The 18579-nt window shown below is 68.2% G+C and carries 15 protein-coding genes; 9 read left to right on the top strand and 6 right to left on the bottom strand.

The genetic code is table 11. From position 1 onward, the window contains the following. Positions 1 to 409: 409 nt before the first annotated feature. A complete protein-coding gene (locus tag P1K31_RS11725; RefSeq protein ID WP_276303508.1) occupies positions 410 to 1657 on the bottom strand; it encodes a site-specific integrase in 1248 nt (415 codons plus the stop codon). 292 nt (positions 1658 to 1949) lie between these two features. Here P1K31_RS11725 and P1K31_RS11720 point away from each other — a divergent pair, with 292 nt between their 5' ends. The 3 genes from P1K31_RS11720 (at position 1950) to lpdA (ending at position 5623) form a co-directional block, all read left to right on the top strand. Continuing rightward, positions 1950 to 2288, top strand: a complete 339-nt coding sequence (locus P1K31_RS11720; protein WP_276303507.1) for a hypothetical protein — start codon at positions 1950 to 1952, stop codon at positions 2286 to 2288. A 305-nt stretch (positions 2289 to 2593) separates the two neighbouring features. Further along, entirely contained in the window at positions 2594 to 4051 is a 1458-nt protein-coding gene (locus P1K31_RS11715; protein WP_276303506.1) for a sulfatase-like hydrolase/transferase, read from the top strand. A gap of 147 nt (positions 4052 to 4198) precedes the next feature. Then, positions 4199 to 5623: a dihydrolipoyl dehydrogenase gene (gene lpdA, locus P1K31_RS11710; protein WP_276303505.1), complete on the top strand. Its 1425-nt coding sequence runs from the start codon at positions 4199 to 4201 to the stop codon at positions 5621 to 5623. 25 nt (positions 5624 to 5648) lie between these two features. On the opposite strand, the gene P1K31_RS11705 is transcribed toward lpdA, so the two are convergent. Beyond that, positions 5649 to 6128, bottom strand: coding sequence for an SRPBCC family protein (locus P1K31_RS11705; protein WP_276303504.1), 480 nt, complete (start codon positions 6126 to 6128; stop codon positions 5649 to 5651). Between the two features lie 149 nt (positions 6129 to 6277). Here P1K31_RS11705 and pheA point away from each other — a divergent pair, with 149 nt between their 5' ends. After that, positions 6278 to 7096 carry a prephenate dehydratase gene (gene pheA, locus P1K31_RS11700; protein WP_276303503.1) on the top strand — a complete coding sequence of 273 codons (819 nt, stop codon included), beginning with the start codon at positions 6278 to 6280 and terminating at the stop codon, positions 7094 to 7096. Positions 7097 to 7128: 32 nt separating this feature from the next. Then, positions 7129 to 7542 (top strand): Hsp20/alpha crystallin family protein, encoded by a 414-nt coding sequence (locus tag P1K31_RS11695; protein ID WP_276303502.1) that lies wholly within the window; start codon positions 7129 to 7131, stop codon positions 7540 to 7542. A 136-nt stretch (positions 7543 to 7678) separates the two neighbouring features. Here the strand turns inward: P1K31_RS11695 and leuS (P1K31_RS11690) are convergent, their stop codons facing one another. Beyond that, positions 7679 to 10468, bottom strand: a complete 2790-nt coding sequence (gene leuS / locus P1K31_RS11690) for a leucine--tRNA ligase (protein WP_276303501.1) — start codon at positions 10466 to 10468, stop codon at positions 7679 to 7681. A 228-nt stretch (positions 10469 to 10696) separates the two neighbouring features. Here leuS (P1K31_RS11690) and P1K31_RS11685 point away from each other — a divergent pair, with 228 nt between their 5' ends. From P1K31_RS11685 to P1K31_RS11670, 4 genes are all read left to right on the top strand, one after another. After that, positions 10697 to 10999 (top strand): DUF433 domain-containing protein, encoded by a 303-nt coding sequence (locus tag P1K31_RS11685; RefSeq protein ID WP_276303500.1) that lies wholly within the window; start codon positions 10697 to 10699, stop codon positions 10997 to 10999. A gap of 163 nt (positions 11000 to 11162) precedes the next feature. Continuing rightward, positions 11163 to 11348 carry a hypothetical protein gene (locus tag P1K31_RS11680; RefSeq protein ID WP_276303499.1) on the top strand — a complete coding sequence of 62 codons (186 nt, stop codon included), beginning with the start codon at positions 11163 to 11165 and terminating at the stop codon, positions 11346 to 11348. Between the two features lie 41 nt (positions 11349 to 11389). Further along, positions 11390 to 14314, top strand: a complete 2925-nt coding sequence (gene leuS, locus P1K31_RS11675) for a leucine--tRNA ligase (protein WP_276303498.1) — start codon at positions 11390 to 11392, stop codon at positions 14312 to 14314. A gap of 39 nt (positions 14315 to 14353) precedes the next feature. Beyond that, a complete protein-coding gene (locus P1K31_RS11670; protein WP_276303497.1) occupies positions 14354 to 14578 on the top strand; it encodes a DUF7535 family protein in 225 nt (74 codons plus the stop codon). A 47-nt stretch (positions 14579 to 14625) separates the two neighbouring features. Here P1K31_RS11670 and P1K31_RS11665 read toward each other — a convergent pair whose 3' ends face one another. From P1K31_RS11665 to thsB, 3 genes are all read right to left on the bottom strand, one after another. Then, positions 14626 to 15681, bottom strand: a complete 1056-nt coding sequence (locus tag P1K31_RS11665; RefSeq protein WP_276303496.1) for an ornithine cyclodeaminase family protein — start codon at positions 15679 to 15681, stop codon at positions 14626 to 14628. Positions 15682 to 15974: 293 nt separating this feature from the next. Beyond that, positions 15975 to 16424 (bottom strand): Ig-like domain-containing protein, encoded by a 450-nt coding sequence (locus P1K31_RS11660; protein ID WP_276303495.1) that lies wholly within the window; start codon positions 16422 to 16424, stop codon positions 15975 to 15977. Positions 16425 to 16860: 436 nt separating this feature from the next. Next, entirely contained in the window at positions 16861 to 18531 is a 1671-nt protein-coding gene (thsB, locus tag P1K31_RS11655; protein ID WP_276303494.1) for a thermosome subunit beta, read from the bottom strand. Positions 18532 to 18579: the final 48 nt, after the last annotated feature.

Below are 18579 nucleotides of genomic sequence, written 5' to 3'. Positions count from 1 at the left end.
GTGGATTTAGAGCGCGAATCAGCTGCCCAACCCACCTGCTTGGTATCATTAGGCGAGAGGTGGACAATGCTTGAACGATACGGTCACGACAAACTACGGCTACTGGAGTGCCCAGCTTGTGGGGCGAACCTCCGGGGCAGTAATCCCTCCGAGCATATTGCTTCTCACATTCCCAGAGACTTCGGACTCTCACCCCGAGGTGGTGGGGAGTGAATTTGGCCGATGACCCAGACCGCTATGTCCGTGAGCACCGCGATACACTTGTCCACATTATCCGTCATGGCGATGACGAATTCGTCCGGGCCCTAGCACTCGCGGCTATCGTACGATACGGTAGTAAACCTCTTTTGGAGGAAGTTGAGCGCGATCTCCAGCGTGCCAAGGGGAAAGAACTGTGAATGTCAGCACGTCAGTCAGCACTCGCATTGACGAACGCCTGAGCGTCCGACAGGAGACCGGGATCAGCGTCGGTGAGATTGATAAGAGCCTGCATTCGTTCGAGTTCGTTCAAGAGGTCGGGGTCATCACGTGCGAGACGGAGGAGTTCCGTGCGCTTCTCTCGTTGCTCCTCTTCAATGGCTTCGACTGCCCTGTGCTCAACAGCCTGCCCGCACCAGACACAGCAGGGTTCCTCGCGGGGGGTGTCCCGATTGCAGCGGGGACAAGTCAAGGGCGCGATCGGGTCCTGCTCATCCGCTTCGACATCAAGCCCGTGAGCGCGGGCGATTTCGCGGTCGTTCGCCTCGGCAAACACAGCGATATACCGGGCAGCGACGTCGCTCCCCCGCTTCCAGCCATGATGGTTTTCGAGATGAGCCTGCGAGACGCCCTGGCTCGCGAGGTAGCTTGCACTGCTCTTTCGCATTCGAGTGAACGTGACGCTCGTATGGGAGACACCGGCTTTCCGAGCAGGCTTCTGGAGCATCTTCAGCTTCATCTGGTACGAGACGTCGACAGGGTCGTCAAGCTGGCACCACAGAGGGGCCTCACCCTCATCTGGCGCTGGATGAACGTTGAGCCACTGGCGGAGATAGGGGACGCTTGGGATGAGCGTGACCGAGCGCTGACCTGTCTTTCCGTCAACGGTGATCGAGAGACCGTATTTGTGGTCGGTGACATCGCCGACGGTGAGTTCGGTGAGTTCGCCGCTCCGCGCACCCGAATCCCATGCGACAGCGATGAGCGCCTTGTCACGGGCGAACCGAGCCTTACGGAGCATCGGCTGGACGTGTTCGTCCCAATCAAGCATCTTCGCCGGGTCCGGCATAGGGTTGTAGTTCTTCGAGGTCGTCGCCGAAATCCAATCGAGGCTTTCGGGCACCTCGTTCTCGTCGGATACACGCTTGCCGAACATCCGGAGAGCAACCCGGTAGTCCCGGTTCGATTCCTCATTCGGGTAGTTGTCGTGGATGTAGAGGACCAACTCCTCGGCAGCGGTCTTCTCTTCGAGTGCGTCGGCGAGGCCGCCAACATTCTCGGCGAGGCGTGTACAGTGGTCGAGGAGTTTGTGACGGCGATTGTCACCGTAGGTGCTCCGGAGGAGGCGCATCTCCCGATCGAACGCGAGGAGCGCCTCACGATCGGCGTCAGCGATGTCCTCGCTCGACTCGATCCGATCGAGGAGGAGTTCGAGGCGGCGGTCGACGTTGACGGTCATCCATCTATCCAATGGCATAGGAGGGATGTAAACCACCAGTGGAATCCTGGGAGGCGGCACTTTTCACTGTGAACAAATTCGTGAGCGGTGAAAAGGCGTGACCCCTCCTCGATCCGCGATCACGACCGGGCGACGTCGGACGTCGACGCTACCGTCCGTAGCCCGGTAGCCCCGAACCGGGGGCCAGTCAGTCGTGCCCCGACACCCCGAGTGCGTCGTCGTCACGCGACGCACGACTGGCGGGCGGCCACGTCGCTTACGTCCGCGCCGTTCGTAGTCACGAGCGCGAGCCATGACGGACTACGAGGTGCACGAACCCGACTATTCGGGGACGACCACCGAGGAGTGGAGCGCGCCGCGGGAGGAGGACTTCGACACCGACGACCTCTCCGAGATCGACGGCCACTTCCTCCTCTCCGCCTCGGGTTTCCCGCCGGAGGCGTTCACCGACCTGAAACTACCGGTCGTCGACCCGGACGGCGACCTCAACGAGAACGCGCTCCAGACCGCGCACGGGGGAGCCCACGGCGTCGAGGCCGTCGACGACATCGACGACGACACCGTCGAACGCGTGCGGGACCTCATAGAGGACCTCTCGCAGAGGGAGTTCGACGAAGACATCGGCGACTGAGACCCGCGAGCGTCGGCCGCGCCGGTGGGGGATCGTCTCGCCGGCGAGACGATCCCGGCCTTCACATCACCGTCCCGAACTATCACGAGGGGTAAGTAACGGCGACGGATAGCGACTGTCTTCGACGGGCGAGCGCTCCTCCGGGCGCGTTCTCGGCGCTTCGCGCCGAACCGTTCGCAGGTGCAAGGCAAAATTTGTTGCCGAGTAGCCGACTAGATTATATTATGTCACATAGTGGCACAGTTTACCGTTCCGATTCCGCGGTTCCGGCGCGGGCGCCTCGGGCGGGATCGGGGGGATGAACCGTGCGCAACGTCGTCCTCATCGTGCTCGATACGGTCCGGAAGGACGTGTACGACGAGTACGCCCCGCGACTCCGGACGGCCGCCGACGCCTCGTTCGAGCAGTGCCGCGCCGCGAGTTCGTGGAGCGCGCCGAGTCACGCGAGCATCCTCACCGGGAAGCTCCCGCACCAGCACGGCGTGCACGCCGAGGGCTTCGGCTCCGACTTCAGCTTCTCGCGGTTCGACCGGGACGACCTGTTTCTCGGGGAACTCCCCGAGCACGCGACGATCGGGCTGAGCGCCAACCCGTACGTGAGTTCGGCGTTCGACTTCGACGTCCTCTTCGACGAGTTTCACGACTTCTCGATCGGCTCGCAGGCGCAGCCGGCGCTGTTCACCGAGGGGCTCACCGTCCAGGAGTACGTGAAGCGGTCGGACCACCCGGACGCCGTGAGGCGGTACCTCGGCTTCCTCCGGGCCTGTCTCGGACACGACGAGCCGCTCAAGAGCCTCGCGAACGGCCTGTGGGTGAAGGGCGGTTCGGCGGCGACGCGGCTGCCGATCCCGGAACTCGTCGACGACGGCGCGAGGAACATCGCCGACACGGCGGTCGAGCGCGCCGCGGCGGTCGACGAGCCGTGGTTCCTCTTCGCGAACTTCATGGACGCGCACACGCCCCTGCGGAACCTCCGGCAGTACGACCAGTCGCTCCACTCGGTGCCGAACGACTGGAGCTCGACCGAGTTCAGCAAGTGGGAACTGAACGCCGACGGGGCCGCGACCGAGGAGTACACGCGCAACTACCGGCAGCTGTACGCGGCGGCGGTCGATTATCTCGACCGCGTCGCCTCTGACCTCGTCGGCCGACTCCGGCGCGTCACCGACCGCGAGACGACGGTCGTCGTGATCTCCGATCACGGCCACAACCTGGGCTATCCCGCGGACGACGGGCTGTTCCACCACACGAGGAGCACGACCGAGGGCGTCCTCCACACCCCGTGCGACGTGATCAACCCGCCCGCGGGCTATCCGGCCGCGGTCACCCGGTACTTCTCGCAGCTCTCCCTCGGCGACCTGCTCGTCGGCCTCGCCCGCGACGAGCCGTTCGACGAGGGGCTCGTCGACGAGCGGATCCCGGCCGAATTGATCGGCGTACTCGGGGGCGGCGAGAGTTCCATCTGGTACCAGCCCGAGGAGGACGCCGACTTCTGGAACCGGATGGTGCGGTGCGTCTACGACGGCGAGGGCACCCGGAAGTTCCAGTGGGACTCGCTGGGCGCGAGCGAGGAGTACGAACTCGATCCGGACAGGCCCTCGTGGCAGCGAAGGGTGGCGACCGGCGTCGAGATCCCGGCGGCCACGAAGGACCTCTTCGACGTGGAACTGACCGAGTACAAGGAGCGGGCGGCCGCCACCTCCCGGGAGATGGACTTCGACGCGGCCGTCGAGGAACAACTGGACGAGCTCGGTTACCTGTGACCGCTCCCCGCCGCCCCGCGGGGGGATCGGTGAGATCGGAGCCGGCCGAACCGCTCGGTACGACCGAACTGCTCCACACGATGCCACTCCGCCCTCCGTGAGGAAACCCATACAGCCTTACCCCGCGCGGCAAATACTGCTCACGTCATGGTCGTCGGAGACATCGCGACTGGAACCGAGGTCGTCGTCATCGGTGCCGGGCCGGGCGGGTACGTTGCCGCCATCCGCGCCGCGCAACTGGGCCTCGACACGACGCTGATCGAGAAGGACGCCTACGGCGGGACCTGCCTCAACTACGGCTGCATCCCCTCGAAGGCGCTGGTGACGGCGTCCGACGTCGCCCACGCCGCCCGGGAAGCCGAGGAGATGGGCATCCACGCCGACCCCGCCGTGGACATGAAGGGGATGGTGTCGTGGAAGGACGGCGTCGTCGACCAGCTCACCAGCGGCGTCGAGAAGCTCTGTAAGGCGAACGGCGTCAACCTCGTCGAGGGCACCGCGGAGTTCGCCGACGAGAACAAGGTGCGCGTCGCCCACGGCGGCGACGGCCAGGGCTCGGAGTCGATCGAGTTCGAGCACGCGATCGTCTCGACCGGCTCGCGGCCCGTCCAGATCCCGAACTTCGAGTTCGACGGCGAGTACGTCCTCTCCTCCCGGGACGCCCTCGCGCTCGACACGCTCCCGGAGAGCCTGGTCGTCGTGGGCGCGGGCTACATCGGGATGGAACTCGGCACCGTCTTCGCCAAGCTCGGCACCGACGTCACCGTCGTCGAGATGCTCGACTCGGCGCTGCCCGGCTACGAGGACGACGTGGCGCGGATCGTCCGGGACCGCGCGGAGGAACTCGGCATCGAGTTCCACTTCGGCGAGGCCGCGAAGGACTGGGAGCGCTCGGGCGACGGGATCACCGTCCGCACGGAGGACGGGGACGGCACCGTGAGCGAGTTCGGCGCGGAGAAGGTGCTCGTCGCGGTCGGGCGCACTCCGGTCACGGACACCGTGAACCTGGAGGCGGCTGGCGTCGAGACCGACGAGCGGGGGTTCGTCCCGACCGACGACCGCGCGCGGACCAACGTCGAGCACGTCTACGCCATCGGCGACGTCGCGGGCGAGCCGATGCTCGCACACAAGGCGATGAAGGAGGGACAGGTCGCCGCCGAGGTGATCGCGGGCGAGCCGTCGGCGCTCGACTACCAGTCCGTCCCGGCGGCGGTGTTCACCGACCCCGAGATCGGCACCGTCGGCATGACGGAGGCGGAGGCCGATGAGGCGGGCTTCGAGCCCGTCGTCGGCCAGATGCCAATGCGCGCGAGCGGGCGGGCGCTGACGATGAACGAGTCGGACGGCTTCGTCCGCATCGTCGCCGACGGGCCGAGCGGGTTCGTCCTCGGCGCGCAGGTCGTCGCGCCGGAGGCCTCCGAACTGATCGCCGAACTCACCCTCGCCGTCGAGATGGGCGCGACCCTGGAGGACGTCGCCGCCACCATCCACGTCCACCCGACGCTCTCGGAGGCGGTGATGGAGGCGGCCGAGAACGCGGAGGGGCAGGCGATCCACACGCTGAATCGGTAGCTCACGCCCCTCTCATCAGTCTCTCCTACTCCCCGAGGTACCCGCGCCACCGGTTCGTCTCGGCCGCGTACCGCAGTTCGGCGTTGACCCGTTCGAGCAGTTCTCCGAGGTATCCCTCGAGGTAGACGCTGTCGGCGACGTCGCCGAGCGGTCCGAGGGGCGACTCGAAGGTGTAGACGTCGCGGAGGAGCGTCCCGCCCTCCTCGCGGGGTTCGAAGAAGCGGTCGTGGAGGAGGCGCTCGAAGGGGCCCTCGACCATGCGCTCGCGGAAGTGCCGGGGGCGGCTGTACGTGACGAGCTTCATCGTGTAGGAGACGGGGACGCCGAAGAAGCGGACGCTCCAGGCGATGGAACTCCCCGGCCGCTGCAGGTCGCCGGTCACGCCCGCGGTGGCGCGGAGGTGGTACGACTGCAGGGCGTTCTCCCGGAGGGTGACGGACCGCGCGAGGTCGAACACCCGCTCCGCCGGCGCGTCGATGGGCGTCTCTAGCCGGATAGTCGTCATCGCCCGCGCGAGCCCTCCGTCGATCCGGAGGCGGCAGTCGTCGGTACCCCGATCAATGGTAAGAGAAACCGACCACGGGGGAAAAAGCGTTGCGACGCGCCGCGATCACCGCCGACGCGTTTTTACCGTCCTCTCGACAATCAGGGCGCATGAAGGCCATCACGCTCGGTCCCGAGGGGACGTACTCCCACCGGGCCGCGCGCGCGATCGCCGACGAGGTCACGTTCGCCGAGTCGGTCACCGACATCGTCGAGGCGGTCGCCGAGGGGCGCGTCGAACGCGGCGTCGTGCCGATCGAGAACAGCATCGAGGGGAGCGTCACCGAGAGCCTCGACGCGCTGGCGACCCACGACGTCGCCGTCGTCCGGGAGATCGTCACGCCGATCCGGCACGCGCTGCTCGCCCAGGGGGAGGACTTCGAGGTGGTGGCCAGCCACGCCCAGGCGCTGGCGCAGTGTCGCAGCTACCTGGAGGATAACTACCCGCACGTGGCCCGGGAGGCGGTCGCGAGCACCGCCCGCGGCGTCGAGCAGGCGCGCGAGGACCCGTCCGTCGCCGGTATCGGGCACCCCGACAACGCGTCCGAGGAGTACGGCGGGGGGCTGCGCGTACTCGCCGAGAACATCCAGGACCGCACGTCGAACGCGACGCGCTTCGTCGTCGTCGCACCCGAGACCGAGCGCAGCGACGCGGGCGGGAAGACCTCGCTCGTGGTCTATCCGAACACGAACTACCCCGGCCTGCTGTTGCGCCTGCTCGAACCGTTCGCCGAGCGGGACATCAACCTGACGCGCGTCGAGTCCCGACCCAGCGGCGAGCGCCTCGGCGACTACGTGTTCCACGTCGACGTCGCGGCGGGCCTGTACGAGGAGCGCACGCGGGAGGCCGTCGAGGTCGTCGAGGGGATCGTCGAGGACGGATGGGTCCGTCGCCTCGGGTCGTACGACACTCGGCACGTGCTGTACTAGAATTTATCCGGTATGGAGGCGTACTTCCTCGTATGCCCCGTCGAAACCCGTTCGAGGAGATCGAGCGCATGTTCGAGGAGATGAACGAGGGACTGCGCGCCTTCGACACCGGCCTCACGCAGGGCGTGCCCATCGACGTCGTCGAGACCGACGACTCGTTCGTCGTCACCGCCGACCTCCCCGGCTACGAGAAGTCGGACATCGACGTGCGACTGTCGGGGTCGACGCTCGTCGTCTCGGCGGAGCGCTCCGCCGAGGAGGAAGAGGAGGCAGAGGAGGGAAGCTACGTCCGCCGCGAGCGCACGCGAGAGTCGGTCACCCGTAGCGTCCGCCTGTCCGAGCGGGTCGATCCCTCCTCGACGAACGCGAGCTACAACAACGGCGTCCTGACGGTCACGCTCGCGAAGGAGAGCACCGACAGCGGGGAGTCGATCCCCATCGAGTGATCCCCGTCGGGCGATCAGGACAGCGCGGCGATCGCGTCCGCGGTTCGGGCGGCGAGCGCCCGCCACCCGTCGGGGCGCGCCGCGCTTCGGCGAACGCGAAACGTATTTCGACGATCTAAAGCCGACCGCCTTTCATTCAGTCGATCCGGATCGCCGGCCGGCCGGGGTGGGCCTTGCCGGCGAGGTCGTCGCTCGCGTCCCCGGCGCGGGTGACGCGAACCTCGGCGTCGAACTCCCGTTCGAGCAGCCACGCCGCGCGCCGGAGCGCCTCGTACTCCCGCTCGGGTGCCAGCGCGGGCGTGAGCGACTGTCGCTCGTCCTGGAGGTCCTGACCGTAGGACGCGGCGGCGTCCCCCTGCGCCCGGATCTCCTCGTCGCCCATGATCTCGCCGATGACGTTCGGCGCGTCGCTCTCGATCGCGATGGAGAGCGCGCGGTGCTTCCACTCGGGCGCGACGACCACCTCGATGCGCTCGGGGTCGTCGATGCCCGCCACGTCGACGATCTGGCGGACGTCGCTCCGGGTGTTCTCCACGAGGCGGCGCTCGCGTTCGTGGTCCGCCGTGTCGCGCTCGGGTTCGGGCCACGGGGCCTCGGCGACGAAGCCCTCGGCGTCGAGTTCGCGCCACAGTTCCTCGCTCACGTGCGGGGCGACCGGCGCGAGCAGCCGAACGACGGCGCGCAGGCCGCGCTCGAACGTCTCTCCGTGGGGCGGCGCGTGCTCGCGGTACCGTCGCAGCAGGCCCGCGAGCGACCGCGTCTCGCGGATCGCGGTGTTGAACGTGAGCGTCTCGAAGTCCTCGGTGGCCGCCGCGACGGTGGCGTCGATCTCGCGGGCGACGTACGCCGCGACCTCGTCGCGCTCCCCGGTCGCCTCCGCGGGATCGAACGCCTCGACAAGCTCGGCGAGCCGCTGGAGGAAGGCGTGGGCGGACTGGACGCCCTTGTCGGACCAGTCGAAGTCGCGCTCGGGCTGGGCGGCCTGGAGGGTGAACAGGCGGGCGGTGTCCGCGCCGTAGCGCTCGACGATCTCGAGCGGCGAGATGCCGTTGCCCTTGCTCTTCGACATCTTCTCGCCGTCGGCGAGCACCATCCCCTGCGTGACGAGGTTCGAGAACGGCTCGCGGTGGTCAAGCAGGTCGAGGTCCGCGAGGACCTTCGTGACGAACCGCGAGTAGAGCAGGTGCATCACGGCGTGCTCGATGCCGCCGACGTACCGATCGACGGGCATCCAGTCGTTCGCGCGCTCGACGTCGTAGGGCGCGTCGGTCGCGTCCGGCGAGACGTAGCGCAGGAAGTACCACGAGGAGTCCATGAAGGTGTCCATCGTGTCCGTCTCGCGCTCCGCCTCGCCGCCGCACTCGGGGCAGGTCGTGCGGACGAACTCGTCGACCGCGGCGATCGGGTTGCCCGTCGTGGGGACGAACTCGGGCAGCTCGACGGGCAGGTCCTCCTCCGGGACGAGGACGGGACCGCACTCCGGGCAGTGGACGACCGGGATCGGCGTCCCCCAATAGCGCTGCCGGGAGATGCCCCAGTCGCGCAGGCGGTACTGGACGTGCTCCTCCGCGCCCTTCACGTCGGCGATCAGGCGCTCGCGCGCGGCGTCGCTCTCCATGCCGGAGTACTGCCCGCTGTTCACGAGCACGCCGTCCTCGGTGTAGGCCTCGTCGGAGACGTCCGGGATCTCGATGTCCCCGGCCGATCGGGCGCGCTCGTCCGCGCGCCCGTCCGCGGGTGCGATTACCGGAACGATGTCGACGCCCTGCGCCTCCGCGAAGGCGTGGTCGCGCTCGTCGTGGCCCGGCACGCCCATCAGCGCGCCCGTGCCCACGTCCGAGAGGACGAAGTCCGCGACGAAGACGGGCACCTCGTCGCCCGTGACGGGGTTCCTCGCGGTGAGGTCGGTGCGCACGCCCTGCGGGGTGTCGCCCTCTGGGTCGGCCACCTCCTCGACGAAGCGACGTACGTCCTCGTCCTCCTCGGCGAGTTCCCGACTGATGGCGTGGCCCGGCGCGAGCGCGAAGAACGTCACGCCGTGGACCGTGTCGATGCGCGTGGTGAACACCTCCACGGGGCCGTGGTCCTCGACCGTGTCGGCTGTGCGCCGACCCGTCCCGTGGATCTCGAATTCGAGGCGAGCACCCGGCTGGCGGCCGATCCAGTTGCGCTGCATCTGCCGGACGTTGTCCGGCCAGCCGTCCAGGTCGGAGAGCGCCGCCTCGAGTTCGTCGGCGTACTCGGTGATCTTCAGGAACCACTGGTCCAGTTCCCGCGGCTCGACGGGCGTGTCGCAGCGCCAGCAGACTCCGGCGGCTTCACCGCCTCCGTGAGACCCCTCCGTCGTCTCTCCGCCCTCTACTTGCTCGTCGGCGAGCACCGTCTCGCAGGAGGGACACCAGTTGACCTCGCTGGCCTTCCGCTCCACGAGGCCGGCCTCGAAGAAGCGCTCGAAGAGCCACTGGTTCCAGCGGTAGTACTCGGGGGTGCAGGTGGCGATCTCGCGCTCCCAGTCGTAGCCGAAGCCCATCGCCTGCATCTGCTCGCGCATCCGCTCGATGCAGTCGAGCGTCCAGTCCCGGGGGTTGGTGTCGCTCGCTCGCGGCTCGTCGCCGCTCGCGTTTTCCGCGGAACTGCGTTCCGCGCTCTCTATCGCCGCGTTCTCGGCGGGCAGGCCGAAGGCGTCCCACCCCATCGGGTGGAGCACCTCCTCGCCCCGCATGCGCTCGAACCGCGCGTAGGCGTCCGTGATGGTGTAGTTCCGAACGTGGCCCATGTGCAACTCGCCGGACGTGTAGGGGAACATCCCGAGCACGTAGGTGGGGTCCTCGACGTCGTCCGGCGTGCGGTAGACCCCCGCGTCGGCCCACCGCGCCTGCCACCGCTGTTCTACCTCGGCGTGGTCGAATCCTCGTTGTTCCTGCATAGATGGAGAGGGAGTTACCTCGTCTAATCGGTCAGGGGTTCTGTAGGTTGTCATTTGGCGGTGGGGGAGTGGTAGAGAGACAAACGATGTAGCGAGAGGATTACTCATGTCCGTCTCCCGTGAACGACTACGACCCGCACGCCGTCGTAAGCGACGTGGCGCGGGCGTGGGTCGGTTCTTGACGACCCAATAACGCTTAACGACGCCCGAAGCGAACTTCGGATGGAGATGCCCCAGCAACGTGCTCGTATCGTCAAAGCGCCCGACGTAATGGGCGGTGAGCCGCGCGTCGACGGGCGGCGCATAACCGTTCCGGATATATACGAGCAGGTGGAGGGGCGAGGGCTCGAACCGCAGACGGTCGCCGACAAGTACGACCTCGACGTCGCGGGCGTGTACCGGGCGCTCGCGTACTACCGCGAACATCCAAAGGAGATGAACGAGGTCAGGGAGGGGCGTCGGGGGATCATCGAGAAGGGGAGGAAACGATCGCCAACGCCCGACGGCCTCGATTCGAATCGGGGAGAATGACAGAGCCGTCGCTCTCGGTCCTTCTGGACGAGAACGTCGAGCGGCAGGTCGTCTCGTACCTCGAACACGAGGGGCACGAGGAGAGGGGAAGCACGTCGCGGAGGCGCTCGGTGCCGGGGTCGACGACGCGACGGAAATCGCGCCGTACACCGGGGAGAACGACATGCTCATCCTGAGGAAGGACGCCGACTTCCTCGCTCTGGACGAACCGGCGCACGCCGGCGTCCTGTTCATCGTGCATCACCGCCGCTCGGCGTACGAAATCGCCTCCGCCGTCATCGCCATCGCGGAGGCATTTCCGAGCCGGGATCACCTGCGGGACGTCGTGTACATCGACGATTGGCTCTGACAGCGTCTAGTTCTTTTACGCTGGCCCGTCTCTCCTACCCCATGAGCGACTACGACCCGCACGCCGTCGAGGAGAAGTGGCGCGAGCGGTGGGCGGAGGAGGGGACCTACGAGGCCGACCCCACGGACGACCCCGATCCGACGTTCGTCACCGTCCCCTACCCCTACCCGTCGGGGGGGATGCACATCGGGCACGCCCGGACGTACACCGTGCCGGACGTGTACGCGCGCTACCGCCGCCTGCGGGGGGACACGGTGCTCTTTCCCATCGCGTGGCACGTGACCGGCACGCCGATCGTGGGGGCCGTAGAGCGCCTGAAGAGCGGCGAGGAGAAGCAGCTCTCGGTGCTCCGGGACACCTTCGGGGTGCCCGAGGAGACGCTGCGGGAGCTGGAGACGCCGATGGGGTTCGCCCGGTACTTCATCGAGAACCACTACAAGCGGAACATGAGGGCGCTTGGGCTCTCGGTCGACTGGCGTCGGGAGTTCACCACCAACGACGAGCGCTACTCGAAGTTCGTCGCCTGGCAGTACGAGACCCTGCGCGACCGCGGGTTGCTCGAGAAGGGACTCCACCCGGTGAAGTACTGCACCCGCGAGAACAACCCCGTCACGACCCACGACCTGCTGGAGGGCGAGGAGGCTGAGTTCCAGGACTACACGCTGATCGAGTTCGAGTGGGAGGCGCCCAGCGCCTCCGAGACGAGCGAGGTGGGTCGAGCGGCGGTCGTCCCGATGGCGACCCTGCGCCCGGAGACGGTGTACGGCGTGACGAACGCGTTCGTGAACCCCGACGCGGAGTACGTCCGGGCGAGCGTGGACGGCGAGCCGTGGGTCGTCTCCCGGGAGGCGGTCGAGAAGCTCCGCCTGCAGGCCCGCGAGGTGGCGGTCGAGGAGGCGTTCGCGGGCGAGCGGCTGGTCGGCGAGCGCGTCGCGAACCCCGTGACGGGCGAGGCGGTGCCCGTGCTCCCGGCGTCGTTCGTCGACCCGGACAACGCGACGGGCGTGGTGATGTCCGTCCCGGCGCACAGCCCCGACGACTGGGTGGCGCTGCGGGAGGCCAAGGCCGACGCCGAGCGGATGGCGGCCCACGGCCTCGACCCCGAGGCGGTGCGGGCGATCGAACCCCGCGCGATCCTGACCGTCGAGGGGTACGGCGAGTTCCCGGCCCGCGACGCCGTCGAGGAGCGGGGCATCGAGTCCTCGGACGACCCGCGGCTGGCGGAGGCCACCCGGGAGGTGTACAACCGCGAGTTCCACGCGGGCGTGCTCGGCGAGCAGTACGGCGAGTACGCGGGCGAGGTCGTCGAGGACGTCCGCGAGGCGCTGAAGCGGGAGTTCGTCGACCGCGGCGCGTTCGCCTCGATGTACGAGTTCACCGAGGAGGTGATCTGCCGTTGCGGCGGGGAGGTCGAGGTGGCCGAACAGGAGACGTGGTTCCTGCGGTACGACGACCCCGACTGGAAGGCGAAGGCCCACGAGGCGGTGGCCGACCTGACGGCGATCCCCGAGAACACCCGCGAGCAGTACGACCACACGATCGACTGGCTGAACGAGTGGCCCTGCATCCGCAACTACGGGCTGGGTACGCGCCTGCCCTGGGACCCCGACTTCGTCATCGAACCGCTGTCGGACTCGACGATCTACATGGCCTACTACACGATCGTCCACCGACTGCGCGATGTCCCGCCCGAGGACCTGACGCGGGAGTTCTTCGACGCGCTGTTCTACGGGAGGGGAGCCGTCGAGAATCCGGACGACCGCGCGCTCGCCCTGCGCGAGGAGTGGGACTACTGGTATCCCGTCGACGTCCGCTGTTCCGCGAACGACCTCATCGCGAACCACCTGACGTTCTACCTGTTTCACCACGCCGAACTGTTCGACCGTCCGAACTGGCCGCGGGGGATCACCATCATGGGACTCGGCCTGCTGGAGGGCGAGAAGATGTCCTCCTCGAAGGGCCACGTCGTCCTCCCGGCGGCGGCCATCGAGGAGTACGGCGCGGACACGGTCAGGTTCTTCCTGCTCAACAGCGCCGAACCGTGGCAGGACTACGACTGGCGGGCCGAGGCCGTCGGCGACGTGCGCGATCAGCTGACGCGCTTTTACGCCCGCGCGGAGGCGGTGATCGAGGCCGACGTACCCGACGAGCGTCCCGACCTGCGCGACGTCGACCGCTGGCTGCTCTCGAAGCTCGCGACGACCGTCGCGGACGTGACCCGCGCGATGGACGGCTTCGAGACGCGCACCGCGAGCCAGGCGGCCTTCTACAACTTCGAGGAGCACCTGCGGTGGTACCGCCGTCGGACGGGCTCCGGGGAGAACGGGATCGCGGATCTCGACCGCGCGGGAGCGCGCTGGACGCTCCGCGAGGTACTCCGCACCCGCCTCTGCCTGCTCGCGCCGTTCGTCCCGTTCCTGGCGAACGAACTCCACGAGCGGCTGACGGGCGAGCCGGCGACCGAGTGGCCCGCGGTGGACGAGGCGTGGCGCGACGAGCGAAGCGAGTTCCGGGAGGCGCTGATCGCCCGGCTCGTCGACGACGTACGCGACATCGTGGAGGTGACGGGCACCGACCCCGAGCGCGTCCGGATCGCCGTCGCCGACGACTGGAAGTACGACGTGTTCGACGCCGTGGCCGAGCGGGCGCTCGCGGACGACGCCGACCGCGCGACGGCCCCCGACGTCGGCGCGGTCATGGGCGAGGTGATGGAGGATCCCGACCTGCGCGAGCGCGGCGAGGCGGTGAACCGGCTCGTGGGCGACCTGGCGGAGGTGGTCCGCGGGCGCGAGGCGGCGGCGGTCGACGCCATGCGCGGGATCGACGAGCGGGCGGTCTACGCCGACGCCTCTGACTTCCTCGAACGCGAGTTCGACGCGGAGATCGAGGTGACCGTCGAGGCGGACGCCGACTTCGAGCGGGCGGGACGGGCGACGCCCTTCCGCCCCGCGATCCACATCGAGTGAGCGAACAGGGATTTATTTCCGCGCGGCGTATCGGCAAGCATGAGCCAGGACCCGAACGAACGGCAGGGCCTCGCCGCGCGGATGCGAACCGTCACGCCGGAGTACTTCGGCCGGCCGGACGCGGAGATGAGCGCCATCGGCTGGGCGCTCTTTCTCGGCATGGTGATACTGCTCGTGCCGCTGCTGCCGTTCATCGCGATCGTCTGGGTCGTCTCGAAGCTGTTCGAGCGCGGCGCGGACCGACGGGCGCGACGGCGGGAGTAGCGGAGGAGAGCGGGGACGAGCGGGACGGAAGCGAGGCCGGTCCCGCCTCACCGAACGCGCGTGTCCACGAGGTCGAACGGGTAGCCCGCGCCCGTCTCCTTCGCGTGCTCGTAGACGACGTGCGCGGTCGCGATGTCCTGGATGGCGAGGCCGGTCGAGTCGAAGACGGTGACGCCGGTGTCGGCGGTGCGCCCCGGCCGCTTCCCGACGACGATCTCGCCGATCGCGGCGTGGATGTCGTCGTCGGTCAGGACGCCACGCGAGTAGGGGACGTTGATCTCGCCGGAGTGGGTGGTCTGGGCGTGGTCGTCGATGACGAGCGTCGCGTCGAGCAGGATCTCGTCCTCGAGTTCGTGCTTGCCGGCGGCGTCCGCGCCCATCGCGTTGACGTGCGTGCGCTCGCCGACCCACTCGCGCCTCACGATGGGCTCCTCGACGGGCGTGACCGTCGAGAGGACGTCGCAGGCGGCGGCCTCCTCGACGCTCCCGGCCCGCACGTCGAAGTCGTCGCCGAATCGCTCGCGGAAGGCCGCGACCCGCTCCGCGTCGATGTCGCTCACGACGACGCGCTCGACGGGCCGGATCTCGCTTATGGCCTCTAACTGGGTGTACGACTGGACGCCCGCGCCGACGATCCCGAGCGAGGTCGCGTCCTCGACGGCGAGGTAGTCGGTGGCGACGGCGGCCGCCGCGCCCGTACGCAGGCGCGTGACGCTCGTCCCGTCCATCACGGCGAGGGGGAAGGCGTTCCGGGGGTCGGAGTAGATGATCGTGCCGAGCACGGTCGGCAGGTCGAACCGATCGGCGTTGTCGGGGTGGACGTTCACCCACTTCACCCCGGCGGCGTCCCAGTCGCCGGCCCCGTCCGAGTTCGGAACCGAGTCGGACTCGCCCGAGTGCCCGTACTCGCTCTTTCGTACGTCCAGATAGGCGGGCATCGAGCGGAAGTCCCCGTTGTACTGCGGCAGGTCGATGTAGGACTTGGCGGGCATCTGCGCGTCGCCGTGCTCGTAGGCGGCGAAGGCGTCCTCGACCGCCGCGATGACCTCGGACGTCCTCGCGTTGGCGAGGACGTCCTCCGAGTTCAACAGCAGCGTCTCCATGGCGGCAATACTTCCCCCCCGGTACTTAACGCATCTGAAGCGTTCGGCGGGGAAGTATACGACCCGGAACGCGGCCGCGAGATCCGCGAGTCCGCGTCGAGTTCGTCGTCCGCGAGGACGGCTTTACCGAGAAGTGCGTCGAGACGTACGCGCGCGCGTCGGGGGCGACGGAACCGTCCGCCACCGCGAAGCGTACCGCTACACCGACCGCGGAACGACCGAGGTGCCGCGGCCGGCGTGGCTGGACGAGGCGGCGAACGAAACCGACGGGCGGGCGATCGCGGACGACCGACTCAGGCGCGCTCGCCGAAGCCGATGACGACGCGGCCGTCCCGAACGACGACGCGCACCGTTCGTCCGCCGTCGCCGCTGAGAACGATAGCCTCCCGCCGGGGAGGACTACCGTCTACGGCGACGGCGACCGCGAAGTCCGTCATCCCCGCGGCTGCGAGCGGGAGCGTCTCAGTGTAGCGTTTCGTCGCCCCCGGGTCGAGCGTGACGTCGGCGTCGAAGAGCGACTCCCCCTCCGAGTCCGCGATTCGGAGGCGGACGGTACGGGCGACGTCGTCCGCGTTGACGAGCACGATCGCGGCGTACTCGTCGGGGCGTTCGCTCGCGAAGTCGTCACCCGAAGCGGGAGGCGAGGGGTCGGCGTCGCCCGGCGACGCGACGCAACCGGCGACCGCGAGCGCGGCCGCCGATCCCAGGCGACGGACGACGGTTCGACGGGAGGAAAGGCGCATGCCCGTCGGCTACTCGACGACCCACGATATATCTTTCCGTAGTTTAATTCACGTATTAAAAAGGGTGTTCGGATCAGTCGGGCGCGGTGTGGTACGGATCGGCGCGGCGCGAACCCATCGCAGTCGCGCGGTTCGTCGAGCGGTTCGAGGCGGAGGGGCGGTCGAGCGGTAGCTACGGCTAGGTGATCGAAAACAAAGAAGACGTGTTCGGCGGGCGGTTCACCGACGCGCTCACCGCGAGCACCGCGGAGCGGTGCGAGCGGGCCGACGACTGAGCGGAGAGCCGCGAAGCGGCTCGAAGCGAAGGAGGAGTGCTTTTGATCGAGCTTTTGCCGAGCGCAGGGCCGCTAGGCCCGAGCGCAGGGCAAAAGCTCGTTCTACATCGGCGGGCCGAACGGAGTTCGGCTGCCTATGTGAACGTCGGCTGAACCGACGTTCACATAGCACCGCCCATGCCGCCCATACCGCCCATGCCGCCCATGCCGCCGGGCGCGCCGCCCATCTCCTCGTCGTCGTCGCCGCCGGTGGACAGGTCGCCCGCGGCGATGATGTCGTCGATCTTGAGGACGAGGTTGGCGGCCTCGGTGGCCGAGGAGAGCGCCTGCTCCTTCGCGTGGGCGGGTTCGACGACGCCCGCGTCGAAGGTGTCCTCGACCTGGCCGGAGAAGACGTTGAGGCCGGCGCGGATCTGGCCGTCCTCGTGGGCCGCGCGGAGGTCGACCAGCGTGTCGATGGCGTCGAGGCCGGCGTTCTCGGCGAGGACGCGCGGGACGAGTTCGAGCGAGTCGGCGAACGCCTCGACGGCGAGCTGCTCGCGCCCCTCCACGGAGTCGGCGTAGTCGCGCAGGCGGCGGGCGAGTTCGACCTCGATGGCGCCGCCGCCGGCGAGCACGCGGCCGTCGGAGACGGTCTGGGCGACGACGTCGAGCGCGTCGGTGATGCCGCGCTCGAGTTCGTCGACGACGTGGTCGGTCGAGCCGCGCAGCAGGAGCGTCACGCCGTGGCTGTCCCCGCCCTCGACGTAGAACAGCTCGTCGGCGTCGTCGCGGCGGACGCTACCGGTGCCGAGGTCCTCCTCGGTGGCGCTGTCGAGGTCGCTGACGATGCGCGCGCCGAGGACCTCCTTCAGGAACTTGATGTCGGACTTCTTCGCGCGGCGGACGGCGAGGATGCCCTTCTTCGCGAGGTAGTGCTGGGCGAGGTCGTCGATGCCCTTCTGGCAGAAGACGACGTTCGCGCCCGTGGCCTCGATCTGCTCGACCTTCTCCTTGAGCTGGGCCTCCTCGTTGTCGAGGAACTGCTGGAGCTGGTCGGGGCTGTCGACGGAGAGCTGGGTATCGACGTCGGCCTCCTCGATCTCGATCGGCTCGTTGATGAGCATGACCCGCGCCTCCTCGACGGTGTCGGGCATGTCCGGGTGGACCGGGTCCTTGTCGATCGCCGCGCCCTGGAGGAGTTCGGACTCGCCGGCGGCGCGCCCGGTCTGGGTCTCGATCTTCACGTAGTCGAGGTCGACGACGTTCTCGCCCTCGGGGCCCTCCACGGTGACCTGCCTCACCGCGTCGACGATGAGCTGACCGAGCAGCTCCTTGTTCAGCTCCGCACCCTTGCCGGTCATGGAGGTCTCGGCGACCTTCCGCAGGAGCTCCTCGTCGTCGGTGTCGACGCGCTCGGCGATGTCGTCGACCTCCTCACGGGCCCGCTGGGACGCCAGGTGGAAGCCCTTGATGACCGCCGTCGGGTGGATGTCCTGTTCGAGCAGGTCCTGGGCGTTCTTCAGGAGTTCGCCCGCGATGGCGACCGCGGTGGTCGTGCCGTCGCCGGCCTCGTCCTCCTGGGTCTCCGCGACCTCGACGATCATCTCCGCGGTCGGGTTGTCGATGTCCATCTCCTGGAGGATGGTGACGCCGTCGTTCGTGACGGTGACGTCGCCCATCGAGGAGACGAGCATCTTGTCCATCCCCTTCGGCCCGAGGGTGGAACGTACCGCCTCGGCGACCGCCCGTGCGGCGGAGATGTTGTGGGACTGCGCGTCGCGGTCTTTCATCCGCTGGGAGTCCTCGCCGAGGATGATCATCGGCTGGCCCATGCGTTGTCGCTGGCTCATAATCGAGTCGAACGTTGTTTGTGATTCTATATAAAAGTAGGTGATCTC

The sequence above is a fragment of the Halomarina halobia genome, from assembly GCF_029338575.1.
In the GTDB taxonomy this organism is placed as follows: Archaea; Halobacteriota; Halobacteria; order Halobacteriales; family Haloarculaceae; genus Halomarina; species Halomarina halobia.
This window is presented reverse-complemented; position numbering and strand designations above follow the sequence as displayed.